Below are 14,169 nucleotides of genomic sequence, written 5' to 3' on the forward strand. Positions count from 1 at the left end.
CCCTTTTCGGCAGCGTCGAGCCGGGATGCGGCAGCGCCGCCTGGCGGTATGCGGCTACGCCGCAATCGTTGATATGCGAGCTAGCCGCAATCGTTGATCATCGACCCAAACGGCGGGGCGGGCAACGAGAAATTCGACGTTGCTAATGTGAGGCCGGTGAGCCTCACCTTGCCATGGCGTGGTATTCGGGGTTCGGTCTCATGTCGACCGCGGCGGCCACCCGGTTCGACATGTTGAAGAAGGCGGCAGTCGAGGCGATGTCCCAGATGTCGCGATCACTGAAGCCCACCTGTCGCAACGCGGAGCGGTCGGCCTCGACGATCTTGGCCGGCTCCTCCGTCAGCTTGACCGCGAATTCCAGCATCGCCGTCTCCCTCTCGGGCAGGCCGGCGGCGCGGAAATTCATCACCATCATCTCGCCAAGCGCGGGCTCACCGGAAAGCTGGCGCACCGCCGCGCCATGCGCGGTCAGGCAGTAGTAGCACTGGTTGATCGAGGAAACGGCGACCGCGATCATCTCGCGCTCCAGCTTCGACAGGCCGGACTCGCCCAGCATCAGGTCGTTGTACATGTCGGTGAAGGCGCGCAGCTTCTTCTCGTCGAAGGCGTAGGCCAGAAGCACGTTGGGCACGAGGCCGAGCTTTTCCTCGCATTTGGCGAAATAAGCCTTCGTCGCTTCGCTCAGCTCCGCCCGGGCCAGGTCGAGCGCCGTAATCCTGTCGGTCATATCCGTTCTCCTCGCAGGGTGAGCGTCGGTTCGATTTTCTTAAAGCGTCGTCAAACCTTTGTCGCCAAATAGCGCTCATCTGCTACCATAGACCCAAAAGCATGTGACGGGAGGGACTTCACATCATGGCCAGCCTGAAAACCGCAAGCCAGCCGAAAAAAACCAGTCCGGCAAAAGGAGGCGCGGCAAGGGCAGGCGAAAAGCCCGGCAGGCTCGCCGACTATCTCCTCGCCCGCACGCCGGCCGAAGACATCGCCGCCTATGACGTCGCCGACCTCGAACGCGCCGCCGATCTCGCCGGCCGGGCGGTCGCCAGGCACAGAAAGGGCGATTGCATCATTGCCATAGACGTGGATTCCGGCGTGACGCGCCAGGGCCGGCCGATGACGGTCATCACCGTCGTCAACGACAACATGCCGTTCCTGTTCGATTCCATCCTCGGCGAGATCACCGAGAGCGCCGGCGAGCCGCTTTTGGTCACCCATCCCGTCATCGTCGTCCGGCACGGCAAGAGCGGCATCGAGGAGATCCTCGGTGACGGCGGCTCCGTCAAGGGCGAAACCAGCCATGACCGGCTGAGCGTCGTCCACGTCCATATCGGCCGCCTTTCGGCCGATCAGGCCGAAGCCCTGGCCGGCCGCCTGAAGAAGCTGCTGGACCAGGTGCGCGCCGCCGTCGCCGATTGGAAGCCGATGCTTGCCCGGCTCGATCAGGCCATCTCGGAATTCCGCTACGCGCCGGTGCCGCTCGACAAGGCGCATGTCACCGAGGCGATCGCCTTCCTCGAATGGCTGCGAGACGACAATTTCACCTTCCTCGGCATGCGCGAGTTCAACTACACCGGCGGCGAGAAGAGCGGCATGCTGGAGCGCGCCGACAAACCCGGCCTCGGCATCCTCGCGGATCCCGACGTCCTGGTTCTCAGGCGCGGCACCGAGGCGGTGTCGACAACGCCGGAGATCCGCGCCTTCCTGCATGGGCCGGAACCGCTGATCGTCACCAAGGCCAATGCCAAGTCCCTGGTGCACCGGCGCATCTATCTCGACTATATCGGCGTCAAAACCTACACCGCCAAGGGCGTGCTTTCAGGCGAGCTGCGCATCGTAGGCCTGTTCACCTCGACCGCCTACACGCGTTCGGTGATGAAGATCCCCTATCTGCGCTCGAAGGCCGAGACGGTCATCGCCAAGTCCGGCTTCAATCCACATGACCATTCCGGCAAGGCGCTGATCAACGTGCTGGAGAGCTATCCGCGCGACGAGCTGTTTCAGGTTCCGGTGCCGATCCTCAGGAAGCACGCCGAAGCCATCCTCGGACTGATCGAACGGCCGCGCGTCAGGGCGCTGGTGCGGGTCGATCAGTTCGACCGCTTCGTCTCGATTCTCGTCTTCGTGCCGCGCGACCGCTACGACAGCGTCGTGCGCGAGAAGATCGGCACCTACCTGAAGACAGTATTTCAGGGCCGGCTGTCGGCATATTATCCGGCCTTCCCGGAAGGCGGGCTGGCGCGCGTGCATTTCATCATCGGCCGCTCCGGCGGCAAGACGCCGAAGGTCGAGCCGGCAACGATCGAGGCAGCGATCCGCGACATCGTGCGCACCTGGGACGATGCGCTGCGCGAAGCAGTGTCGGAATCCGGCGCCGATGCAACGCTCACGGCAATTGCCTCGCGCTTTTCGGAAAGCTATCGCGATTCGTTCTCGCCGGCCGTGGCGCTGGCCGACGCCGGTCGCATCGCCAGGATCGATGCGGCCAATCCAATCGCCATCGACTATTACCGCCATGCCGACCAGAAGCCGCACCAGGCGGCGCTGAAGATCTATCACCACGGCAGCCCGGTGGCGCTGTCGCGGCGCGTGCCGGTGCTGGAGAATATCGGCTTCCGCGTCATCAGCGAGCGCACCTTCGAGGTTGGCGACGAAACCTCCGGCATGGTGTTCATCCACGACATGGAGCTGGAGAACAGCTACGGCAAGCCGATCGACCTCGGCGACGGTGCGCTGTTCGAGGATGCCTTCCTGTCGGTCTGGCGCGGCGACGTCGACAATGACGGCTATAACGGCCTTGCCCAGACCGCGGGTCTCTGGTCGGGCGAAATCACGATCCTGCGCGCCTACGGCCGCTATTTGCAGCAGGCCGGTATCCCGCAGAGCCAGGATTTCATCGCCGCCGCGCTCAACCGCTATCCGGAGATCGCGCGCGGCCTGCATCAGCTGTTCGTTGCCCGCCTTGGCCCGACGGCCGAGACCGACGGCGTGGTCGCCGCCAAGCACCTCAAGGCCAAGATCAAGGACGCGCTGGAAGAGGTGCCCAACATTGATGACGACACCATCATCCGTCGTTATCTCAACCTGATCGAAGCCTCGCTGCGCACCAATCATTTCGTTGCCGATACGAAAGACAAAGGACAGTCGCTGGCGATCAAGCTGGATTCGCAGGCGGTCGACGGGCTGCCGGCGCCCCGCCCCTGGCGCGAGATCTTCGTCTACGGCTCGGAGGTCGAGGGCGTTCATCTGCGCTTCGGCCCGGTGGCGCGCGGCGGCCTGCGATGGTCTGACCGCGCCCAGGACTACCGCACCGAGGTGCTGGGTCTGGTCAAGGCGCAGCAGGTCAAGAACGCGGTCATCGTGCCGGTCGGCGCGAAGGGCGGCTTCTATCCGAAGAAACTGCCGATGAGCGCCGGCCGCGACGCGATCTTCGAGGCCGGCACTTCGGCCTACAAGAATTTCGTCTCCAGCCTGCTTTCGATCACCGACAATATCGGTGTCGACGGCATCATCCCGCCGGCCGGCGTGGTGCGGCGCGACCAGGATGATCCCTATTTCGTCGTTGCCGCCGACAAGGGCACGGCGACCTTCTCCGATACGGCCAACGCCATTTCGGAGACGCACAATTTCTGGCTGGACGACGCCTTCGCCAGCGGCGGCTCGGCCGGCTACGACCACAAGAAGATGGGCATCACCGCCAAGGGCGCCTGGGAAGCGGTGAAGCGGCATTTCCGCGAGATGAACCGCGACATCCAGACCGAGCCCTTCACGGTCGTCGGGGTCGGCGACATGTCGGGCGACGTGTTTGGCAACGGCATGCTCCTGTCACCGGCAACCAAGCTGATCGCCGCCTTCGACCACCGCGACATCTTCATCGACCCCGACCCGGACATGGCGGCCTCGCTGGCCGAGCGCCAGCGCATGTTCGCGCTGCCGCGCTCGTCGTGGCAGGACTATGACAAGTCAAAGCTGTCGGAAGGCGGCGTCATCGTCTCGCGCAGCCTGAAGTCGATAACGCTGCCGCAGGCGGCGGCCGCTGCGATCGGCCTCGCCAAGACCACGGCAACGCCGGTCGAGATCATGAACGCCATCCTCAAGGCGCCCGTCGATCTTTTGTGGTTCGGCGGCATCGGCACCTATGTCCGGGGCTCCGGCGAGACCAATGCCGATGTCGGCGACCGCGCCAACGACGCCATCCGAGTCACCGCGCTCGACGTGCGCGCCAAGGTCATTGGCGAGGGCGCCAATCTCGGCGTCACGCAGCGGGCGCGAATCGAGTTCGGCATGAAGGGCGGCCGCTGCAATTCCGACGCCATTGACAATTCGGGCGGCGTCAACTGCTCGGACGTCGAGGTCAACATCAAGATCGCGCTGGCGTCCGCCATGCGCAAAGGCTCGCTGGCGCGGCCGGCGCGCAACAAGCTGCTTGCCGAGATGACCGACGAGGTGAGCACGCTGGTGCTTTCCAACAACTACCAGCAGACGCTGGCGCTGTCGCTGGCGCGCAAGCGCGGGCTGGCCGACATCGCGCACCAGGCGCGCTTCATGACGGCGCTCGAAGCGCGCGGCCTGCTCGACCGCGCCGTCGAGACGCTGCCTTCGCCGGCGGCGCTTGCCGAGCGCGAGGCTCGCGGCGAGCCGTTGACCAGGGCCGAGCTCGGCGTGCTGCTTGCCTATGCCAAGATCGTGCTCTTCTCCGACATCGTCGCCAGCGACGTGCCGGACGATCCGCATTTCGACCGCGATCTGATGGGCTATTTCCCGGAGCGGATGGCGAAGAAATTCGCCGGCGAGATCCGTGCCCACCGGCTGCGGCGCGAGATCATCGCGCGCGTCGTCGCCAACGATCTCGTCAACCGCGGCGGGCCGTCTTTCGTCAACCGGCTGCAGGAAGCCACGGGCCGCACAGCGGGCGCCGTCGTGCGCACTTTCGCCCTGGTGCGCGACGGTTTCGCGCTGCCTTGGCTCTACAAGGAGATCGATGCCCTCGACAACCAGATCGACGGCCAGACGCAGCTCGATCTCTACCAGGCAGTCAGCCGGCTCATCTTCATGACCAGCGGCTGGTACCTGAAGAACGACCTATCCTCCGCACCGCTCGGCCAGCGTATCGCCGACTTGCAGGAAGCGCGCAAGGCTTTGGAGCCAAAGCTCATCTCGCTGCTGCCGGCCTTCTCACGCGAGCGGATCGAGGCGCGGCGCCATGACCTGTTTGAGGGCGGCGCGCCCGACAAACTTGCCGAAAAGCTGGCGCTGGCCGAGGTGAGCGACCTGATCCCGGACATCGCGCTCACCGCACGCACGGCCAATGCCGACATCGTCAGCGCCGCCAGGGCCTTCTTCGCCGTCAGCGACGCTTTTCGCATCCCTCGCGTCGAAGAGGCCGCGCGCTCGATCATGCCGCCGGACTATTACGACCAGCTCGCGCTGTCGCGCGCGACCGACACGATCGGCGCCGCAAGGCGCGGCATCGCGGTGGCGGCGCTTACCGGCCACGGCAAGGCGGCGGATCCGGTGGCGGCCTGGCTGGAAGCCGGCGGCGAGCAGGTCGGGCGCATCCGCGAGCGGCTGCAGGCGCTGACCGAAGGCGGCGACATCACCGTGTCTCGGCTGTCAGTGGCGTCCGGCCTGATGAGCGACCTGACGGGGATGTAGGTTTACCCTGCCCCTTGCGGGGAGGGTCGCTGCGAAGCAGCGGGTCGGGAGGCAGCGCCGACCCCCATGCGGACCTGAGGTCCGACTTCCCCAGAAGGAAGAGGTCGCGGCCGGCGCTCTTGTTCCCGCTGACGCGGAGTGGAAACGCGCAAGCCACTGAGCGGCGGCGCCGTGCTTGTTCATTTGCATCGCCGCCCGAAAACATGCAGACATGCGCGGGTCGCGGGCGGACGATGCCGGAGGGGACATGGCCGAAGTAGCAGTGCAGCGGGCAACGGGGCGCGGCATCTGGGGCTGGATGTTCTTCGACTGGGCGGCGCAACCCTTCTTCACCGTCGTCACCACCTTCATCTTCGGGCCATACTTCGTCTCGCGCATGGCGAGCGACGCCACAACCGGGCAGGCTGCCTGGGGTTACGGCATCGCTGCCGCGGGTCTCGTCATCGCGGTGCTTTCGCCGGTGCTCGGCTCGATTGCCGACCAGACCGGGCCGCGCAAGCCATGGATCGCCTCCTTCGCGGCGGTCAAGATCATCAGCCTTACGCTGCTTTGGTTCGCCGCGCCCGGCTCCAGCCTATTCCTGATCGTGCTGCTCTTCTCGCTCGCCTCTGTGGCCGCGGAATTCTCCACCGTCTTCAACGATTCCATGATGCCGCGCCTGGTGCCCAAGGAGGATATCGGCAAGATCTCCAACATCGCCTGGGGGCTCGGCTATCTCGGCGGCATGGTGGCCTTGATCTTCGTGGTGCTGTTCCTGGCCGGCAATCTGGAAACCGGCAAGACGATCATCGGCCTCGACCCGCTGTTCGGGCTCGATCCTAAGCTCGGCGAGGACGCGCGCTTCACCGGGCCGATGTCGGCCGGATGGTACTTCCTGTTCATCCTGCCGATGTTCATCTTCACGCCGGACGCCATCAAGGGGCTTTCAATGGGCCCGGCGGTGCGGGAGGGCCTGTCGGAATTGAAGTCCACGCTCTTCGAGGTGCGCAAGCGCGTCGGCATCTTCCGCTTCCTCGTCGCCCGCATGATCTATCAGGACGGCGTCAACGCGCTCCTGGCGCTCGGCGGCACCTTTGCCGCCGGCATGTTCAACTGGTCGATCACCGAGATCGGCATGTTCGGCATCATCCTCAACGTCGTCGCGATCTTCGGCTGCTGGATCGCCGCGCGCCTCGACACCGCGCTCGGATCGAAGGCCGTGGTGATGATTGCGCTGATGCTGCTTTTGCTGGCTACGATCGGCGTCGTGTCGACCGGGCCAGGCTTCACGCTGCTCGGCCTAATACAACTGCCCACCACCGATTCCGGCGGCCTCTTCGGCACCGCGGCCGAAAAGGCCTACATCCTCTACGGCCTGCTGATCGGGCTCGCCTTCGGGCCGGTGCAGGCCTCCTCGCGCTCCTACATGGCGCGCAGCGTCACGGCCGCCGAGTCCGGCCGCTATTTCGGCATCTACGCGCTGGCCGGCAGGGCAACGAGCTTCCTGGCGCCGTTCCTGGTGTCGACGATCACGCTGGCCAGCGGCTCGGCACGGCTCGGCATGGCGGTGATCGCGCTGTTCCTCGGCCTCGGCATGGCAATCCTGGTCAGGACGCCATATCCGGCGGACAAGCCGGTGGAATAGCGCTCTCCTTCTCCCCTTGTGGGAGAAGGTGTCGCCGAAGGCGACGGATGAGGGGTGCTGGACGGAATGAGGCGGCGGCAATTTCAAGCGCATTGCCAAGCTGGAACACCCCTCATCCGTCTCGGCGCTAAGCGCCGATCCACCTTCTCCCACAAGGGGAGAAGGGAAGAAGGGCCCTCAATGCCTGAAGTGCCGCACGCCGGTGAACACCATGGCGATGCCGTGCTCGTCGGCGGCGGCGATCACGTCCTCGTCGCGCATCGAGCCGCCGGGCTGGATCACGGCCGTGGCGCCGGCCTCGATGGCCGACAGCAGGCCGTCGGCGAAGGGGAAGAAGGCGTCGGAAGCGACGACCGAACCCCTGGTCAGCGGCTCGGCAAGGCCAGCCGCCTCGGCAGCGTCGAGCGCCTTGCGGGCGGCGATGCGCGAGGAATCGACGCGGCTCATCTGGCCGGCGCCGATGCCGACGGTCGAGCCGTCCTTGACGTAGACGATGGCATTCGACTTGACGTGCTTGGCGACGCGGAAGGCAAATTTAAGGTCGGCCATCTCGGCCGGAGTCGGCGCGCGTTTCGTCACCACCTTGAGCTCGAGGTCGTCGACCACCGCATTGTCCCGGCTTTGCACCAACAGCCCGCCGGCGACCGATTTGGCGACCGTGCCGGCGGCGCGCGGGTCGGGCAGGCCGCCGGTGACCAGAAGGCGCAAGTTCTTCTTCGCCGCTATGATCGCCGCGGCCTCATCGGTGGCATCGGGCGCGATGATGACCTCGGTGAAGGTCTTCACGATCTCTTCCGCTGCCTCGGTGTCGAGGATGCGGTTCATGGCGACGATGCCGCCATAGGCCGAGACCGGATCGCAGGCCAGCGCCTTGGCGTAAGCCGCCTTCAGCGTCGCGCCCTCGGCCACACCACACGGGTTGGCGTGCTTGATGATGGCTATCGCCGCTGACCGGGTCGGATCGAATTCACCGACCAGCTCGAAGGCGGCGTCGGTATCGTTGATGTTGTTGTAGGAAAGCTGCTTGCCCTGCAGCTGCCTGGCGGTCGCGACGCCCGGGCGCTTGTCGCCGGAGAGATAGAAGCCGGCGCCCTGATGCGGGTTCTCGCCATAGCGCATCACCTGGTCCAGACGGCCGCCAAAGGCCCGCCAGGTCGGATGCTCGATTTCGAGCGTGTCGGCAAACCAGCCGGAGATCGCCGCATCGTAGGTCGCGGTGCGGGCAAAGGCCTTCGCCGCCAGCTTCTTGCGGAAATCGAGCGACAGCGAGCCGAGATTCATCTCGAGCGCGTTGAGCACCGAGGCATAGTCGGCAGGGTCGGTGACGATGGCGACATAGGCGTGGTTCTTGGCCGAGGCGCGGATCATCGCCGGGCCGCCGATGTCGATGTTTTCCACGATCGAGGCGTAGCCGGCGCCAGAGCGGCGGACCTCCTCGAACGGGTAGAGGTTGGACACGACGAGGTCGATCGGCTGGATGTGGTGGTCGTGCATCGCTTTCGCGTGCTCGGGGTCGTCGCGCACGCCGAGCAGGGCGCCATGCACCGAGGGATGCAAGGTCTTGACGCGGCCGTCCATGATCTCGGGAAAGCCGGTCAGCTCCGAAACATCGCGCACGGCAAGGCCGGCCCCGGCGACCTCCTTCGCGGTGCCGCCGGTGGAGACCAGCTCGACGCCGGCGGCGGCAAGGGCTTTGGCAAAGTCGATCAAACCGGTCTTGTCGAAAACGGAAAGCAGCGCGCGGCGAATCGGAACGAGGTCGGGCGCCGGAATGTTCTTGGCGGGGACGGCCATGGCTGGCGGCCTTTCAAGGCTGGTTGGGAACGTTCGCGGGCCGTAGCATATGAGGCTCGGAAATCAAGCGCGCAACTCGGGTTCCTCGGCCGCGAATCAGTTGTTCTCGGGATAGCCGGCGACGGCGGCGCGCGTCAGGTGCCAGTGCACCTCGGCGATCTCCGAGGCCTTGAAGGCAAGCACGATCTGCCGGCTGCGGCGCGGTCCGCCGAGCCCGGCGAAATAGATCGATTCCTCGATTTCCGGCGCCACTTCGGCACAAGTGAACACCCAGGTGTCGCCCTGGGAGGCCGCCAGGGTCAGGCGGCCCTGCTCGTCGTGCAGCAGGCCGATGTCGGGATGGATATGGAAGCGCACGGTGACGAAGTCGCGGCCATTGTTGCGGATCGCCGCACCTCCGGGGCGAAGGAAGCGGTCGCGGCCGGTCAGCACATTGCCGTTCTCCGCCAGCTTCACCTCCCGCTCGTGCAGCAAGCCGAAGCGCGCGGCATAGCCGTCGTGGCGCGCGACAAAGCCCTGCACACCCTTCTGGTCGATGCGCTTGCAGGGCACGTGCTGCGGGCCGCCGATCAGCGGCGAGCCGAGTAGGTCGCTGACCCGCAACGAGTGACTGAAGCGCGCCGAGGACGTGTCGTTGACGGTGGCGGTCGAATGCGCGGCGGTGGCGCGGGCGAGCGGCCGGAATTCGGCGGCGCCATAAGTGTCGATGCCTGCGTTGACGATGAAATGCTGGCGCCCGGAGGAAAGCTCGAAGGCGAGGCAGCCGGCATGCGCCGCGTTGGAGATGTCGACAGGCGGCGGCAGGCCGGTGTCGGCAATCACCGTGACGCCGCCCATCGACAGGCGCTCATAGCCGGAATGGGGCGCGTGCAGCAGCGGCGCGCCGACCGTGTCATCATGACGCAGGATGGTGGCAATGCGATCGTGGATGGTGGCGCCCATGCCGTTGAAGCGGGCAAGGCTGCCGTCCTGGTGGCGGAAGAAGCGCAGCGCCGGCAGCATGCGGTCGATGGCATTGATCAGCGCCGGCGGCGGCGCCTCGGCCTGGTTGGCATAGGTCTGGCGCAACGGCAGAAGGTCGGCCAGCAATTCCAGCACCGTCATCGGGTTGCGCGAGATGTGACCGCCGTCCGGCAGGATCTGGTGGTCGAGCTCCTCGGCCAGGTTGCGCGTGGCGGCGCGCAGCGCCGAGGCCGGCGCGGGCAGCGACAGGGTGGAGAAGGCGAGCGCGATGCGAGCGCGCAGCCTGTCCTTGCCGTCCGGCATCTCGCGCGCCATCGATCTGAGATAGCGGATCTGCATGGCGAGCGATTTGAGGAAGGCGCGGTAGAACGGGAATTCGGCGCCTTGCAGCACGACCGAGGAATGCTGGAGCCAGGCAATCACCCGCTTGGCTGTCGTGCCAGGCTCCCAGGCAACGCCCGATATCTGGTTGCCGTGCATGACGATCCAGTCCGAGACCAGGGCGCGAGCGTTGGCGGCGGCGAGCTCGGTGCCTGCGGCGCGCATATGGCGCAGCCAGCGGAAGCCGTGCAGCGACTTTTGCCAGCCGCGGTTGGGCACATTGATCTGGAAAGGCGATTTGCCGCCGGTCTCGACCATGTGGCCGGACAGCGGATAGCGGCCATAGTAGATTTCGAGCGCGATCTGCGGGTCGGCAAGCCTCAGATCTGGCGGCGCGATGAGGACGCGCTCGGGCGTGCGGCCGGAATAACGCCAGCGATAGATAGGACCGGCACGAAGGCGCCGGCGCGTTTTGCGCCAGAACTCCCTCGCGACAAGCGTCCAAAGACGCGTCGTGCTGCCGGCAGCAAGTGCCAAAACCCCTCCTGATAGTCGTCAGCCCCTAAGCACAAGCTTATATGATTCAAGAACTTATGCGAAGGCGGATTCCACGAAGTGAACCCCTTCACGCGGCCATGACCTGGGCATCGCTAAAAAAGTCGGCAAGATTTATGCAATAACGTCCTAAATCGTCCTTCTCATCCGGGCGGCAAAGAAGCCGTCGAGCCCCGAAACCCCCGGTGAATTCAGCACCAAATCGGCGGGGGGGGTGCGCAGCGTGCCATCGGGCGTGAGGAAGGGATCGAGGCCGGCGAATTCACCCGCTTGGATCGGATCGGCGATCACGCCGCGAGTTCCGGCAAGGAAGACGCGATAAAGCTCCTCGCCCTCGATCGGGTCGAGCGAGCAATTGGAAAAGACGAGCCGTCCGCCCGGTTTGACGAGAGTGGCGGCGTGAGCGAGCAGGCGCCGCTGCAGCGTGGCGAGCTTCTCGACATCGGCCATGGTTTTGGTCCACGGCACGTCGGGATGCCGGCGCACAGTGCCGGTCGAGGAGCAGGGCGCGTCGAGCAGCACGGCGTCGAACGGCTCCGCCGGCCGGTAGTCGAGCAGGTCGGTGTTCGCCAGTTCGGCCGAAAGGCCGAGGCGTTTTAGGTTCTCACCCAGCCTGGCCAGCCGGTTCTTTGAACTGTCGACGGCGGTGACGTTCGCGCCGGCGAGGATCAGCTGGGCCGTCTTGCCGCCTGGCGCGGCGCAAAGATCGGCGATGCGTTGTCCCTCGATGGCGCCGAAAAGGCGCGCGGGCAGGGCTGCCGCCGCATCCTGCACCCACCAGGCGCCGTCGGCGAAGCCGGGCAGATCGGTGACGCCGGTCTGCAGCTTCTCGACGCGCACCGTGCCGGTCGGCAGCACGATGCCGCCCAGCTTCTCCGCCCAGAGCGAAGGGTCGGTTTTAACGGTGAAATCGACCGGAGCCTCATGGCGATGGGCAGCAAGAATGGCCTCCGCCCTGGCGGCGCCATAGGCTGTGGCCAGTCGGTCTGCGAACCACTGGGGCGCCTCGGTCGTCGCGGCGAGCGTCGGCGCCAGCTCGGCGCCCTTGGCACGCGCCAGCGAGCGCAGCACGCCGTTGACGAGACCGGAGAAACGCAGCGTGCGTGGGTCGGACTTGGCGTGGGTGACGGCAAGGTCGACGGCGGCGCTGTCGGGGATGTCGAGAAACAGGATCTGCGCCGCAGCCACGTGCAGGATGTGCGAGAGCACGGTGGCGTTGGCCGGCAACGGCCTTTCCAGACGCCTTGCGAGCAGTCCGGCAATGGTCATGCGGTGGCGCAGCGCCGTGACCAGAATGGCGCGCACCAATGCGCGGTCGCGCTGGTCGAGCGCCTTGTATTGCGGGTGGCCGTGCTCATTGTCGGTCAGGCCGTCGAGCGGGGTATGGGCATCGATGACGGCGGCAAGCAGGCGGGCGGCCGCCTTGCGCGCCGCGAGGCCGGCGACCGTTTCGCTCGCACTTGCGTCACCTCTGCCTTGGGTTTGCGGTCGGCGCTTCGCTCCGCTCACGACCACGGACCTTTGGATCCTTTGCCGCGGGGGCCGGTCGGGTTGCGACCCCAGGGATTGGGCTTCGGCCGCTCCGGCTCGGCCGGCTGGCTCCATGGTCCTGCCTGCGGCTCGTCCGGCTGGCCTGGCGCAGGGGCTTCGCGCCGCGCGGCTTGGGCGGCACCGCTCATCTCGCGCGCCATCTGCTGCAGGGCGGCGATGCGGTTCTCTGTGCTCGGGTGGGTCGAGAACAGATTGTCCATGCGCTCACCGTGCAACGGATTGATGATGAACAGATGTGCCATCGCCGGATTTCGCTCGGCATCCGGATTGGGAATGCGCTCGGCGCCGCGCGCGATCTTGTCGAGCGCCGAGGCGAGCCACAACGGATTTCCGCAAATTTCGGCGCCGCGCCGGTCGGCCTCGTATTCGCGGGTGCGGCTCACCGCCATTTGCACGATCATGGCGGCAAAGGGCGCAACGAGCATGGCGACAAGCACGCCGACGAAGCCCAGCGGATTGTTGTTTTCGCGGCTGCCGCCGAAGAAGAAGGCGAAATTGCCGAGCATCGAGATCGCGCCGGCAAGCGTCGCGACAATCGTCATGGTAAGCGTGTCGCGATGCTGCACATGGGCGAGTTCATGCGCCATCACCGCCGCGACCTCTTCGTGGCTGAGCCGCTCCAGCAAGCCGGTCGATGCGGCTACAGCGGCGTTTTCGGGATTGCGGCCAGTGGCGAAGGCGTTCGGCTGCGGACTGTCGATCAGATACGTCTTCGGCATCGGCAGGCCGGCCTGCTTGGCCAGCGCCTCAACGATCGCATAATATTCGGGAGCGTTCCTCTCGTCGACCTCGATGGCGCGGTTCATCGACAGCACCATCTTGTCGGCATTCCAGTAGCTGAACAGGTTCATGCCGGCGGCCAACAGCAAGGCGATCACCATGCCGCCGGTGCCGCCGATCAGAAAGCCGACGCCCATGAACAGCGCGGTCATCGCAGCAAGGAGCATGGCGGTGCGAAGCGTATTCATCGTCTCTTCCGTCTGGCGTGGTGGCGAATAGGGGTCGATCCTGCCATTGTCATGGCTATATGATGGGAAAGGCTGGTCCCCGTTTCAATCGGCAGGAAGCATCGCATGACCGATCAACCCAACAAAACCGAAGGCGCCAAGCCGCAAAGGACGCTGTCGCCTGAGGCGCAACGCGCATTGGCGGAAGCGGAAGCCAGGCGGAAGGCATACCGCGAGGCGGAAGCCCGCCTGCCGAAAGAGTTCGGCGGACGCGGCGGCAAGGAACCCGGGCGCTACGGCGACTGGGAGGTGAAGGGTCTGGCCACTGATTTTTAATGACACTCAAGGCGCGTCGCGCTGAAGCGGATTCAGGCGACGCGCTTTAAGTCATTGTTCGTGCTGTCGTCTTCGCAAAACCGCTGCACACCGCGACATGCATCAGGCCGCGTCGCGCTGCGGCTCGATGATCATCCAGCCATTGTCGTCAGTGGCGACGCCGAGCGCATCGTAGGTGGCGATGCTGGCGTGCTGCGTCACGACCGGATGGACATGCGTGGCGCTGATCACCATCACCGAGGCGCCGGAGGCTTCGCCCGCGGCGATGCCGGCCGGGGCATCCTCGAAGACGAGGCAATCGCGCGCCTCGACGCCGAGACGCTTTGCCGCCAAAAGAAAACAGTCGGGCGCCGGCTTGCCGCGGGTGACGTCCTCGGCCGAGACCATGATGGCGGGCACCGGAATGCCGGCCGCCGCCATACGCAGCAG

At 65.9% G+C, this 14,169-nt stretch carries 9 protein-coding genes; 3 read left to right on the forward strand and 6 right to left on the reverse strand.

Annotation, left to right across the window (positions count from 1 at the left end):
- Positions 1–163: 163 nt before the first annotated feature.
- A complete protein-coding gene (locus EOA49_RS24655; RefSeq protein WP_127239475.1) occupies positions 164–727 on the reverse strand; it encodes a peroxidase-related enzyme in 564 nt (187 codons plus the stop codon).
- Between the two features lie 125 nt (positions 728–852).
- Between EOA49_RS24655 and EOA49_RS24660 the strand changes: the two genes are divergently transcribed.
- Both EOA49_RS24660 and EOA49_RS24665 read left to right on the forward strand, forming a co-directional pair.
- Entirely contained in the window at positions 853–5,649 is a 4,797-nt protein-coding gene (locus tag EOA49_RS24660) for an NAD-glutamate dehydrogenase (RefSeq protein ID WP_127239474.1), read from the forward strand.
- 247 nt (positions 5,650–5,896) lie between these two features.
- Positions 5,897–7,273, forward strand: a complete 1,377-nt coding sequence (locus tag EOA49_RS24665; protein ID WP_127239473.1) for an MFS transporter — start codon at positions 5,897–5,899, stop codon at positions 7,271–7,273.
- 177 nt (positions 7,274–7,450) lie between these two features.
- On the opposite strand, the gene purH is transcribed toward EOA49_RS24665, so the two are convergent.
- The 4 genes from purH to htpX form a co-directional block, all read right to left on the reverse strand.
- On the reverse strand, positions 7,451–9,067 hold the full coding sequence (purH, locus tag EOA49_RS24670) for a bifunctional phosphoribosylaminoimidazolecarboxamide formyltransferase/IMP cyclohydrolase (RefSeq protein ID WP_127239472.1): 1,617 nt from the start codon (positions 9,065–9,067) through the stop codon (positions 7,451–7,453).
- A 96-nt stretch (positions 9,068–9,163) separates the two neighbouring features.
- Positions 9,164–10,888 carry a heparinase II/III family protein gene (locus EOA49_RS24675; RefSeq protein WP_127243402.1) on the reverse strand — a complete coding sequence of 575 codons (1,725 nt, stop codon included), beginning with the start codon at positions 10,886–10,888 and terminating at the stop codon, positions 9,164–9,166.
- Positions 10,889–11,035: 147 nt separating this feature from the next.
- Positions 11,036–12,421, reverse strand: coding sequence for an RsmB/NOP family class I SAM-dependent RNA methyltransferase (locus EOA49_RS24680; RefSeq protein ID WP_245460784.1), 1,386 nt, complete (start codon positions 12,419–12,421; stop codon positions 11,036–11,038).
- Positions 12,412–13,425: a zinc metalloprotease HtpX gene (gene htpX / locus EOA49_RS24685; RefSeq protein WP_127243404.1), complete on the reverse strand. Its 1,014-nt coding sequence runs from the start codon at positions 13,423–13,425 to the stop codon at positions 12,412–12,414. Before htpX ends, EOA49_RS24680 begins: the two co-directional genes overlap by 10 nt.
- A 105-nt stretch (positions 13,426–13,530) precedes the next feature.
- On the opposite strand from htpX, the gene EOA49_RS24690 reads away from it, so the two are divergent.
- A complete protein-coding gene (locus tag EOA49_RS24690) occupies positions 13,531–13,740 on the forward strand; it encodes a DUF1674 domain-containing protein (protein WP_067324941.1) in 210 nt (69 codons plus the stop codon).
- A gap of 102 nt (positions 13,741–13,842) precedes the next feature.
- Here EOA49_RS24690 and EOA49_RS24695 read toward each other — a convergent pair.
- Positions 13,843–14,169: HAD-IA family hydrolase (locus tag EOA49_RS24695; RefSeq protein ID WP_127243405.1), on the reverse strand; the 327-nt coding region annotated here is incomplete at its 5' end.

Origin of the sequence: Mesorhizobium sp. M1A.F.Ca.IN.020.04.1.1 (assembly GCF_003997315.1) — a bacterium.
In the GTDB taxonomy this organism is placed as follows: Bacteria; Pseudomonadota; Alphaproteobacteria; order Rhizobiales; family Rhizobiaceae; genus Mesorhizobium.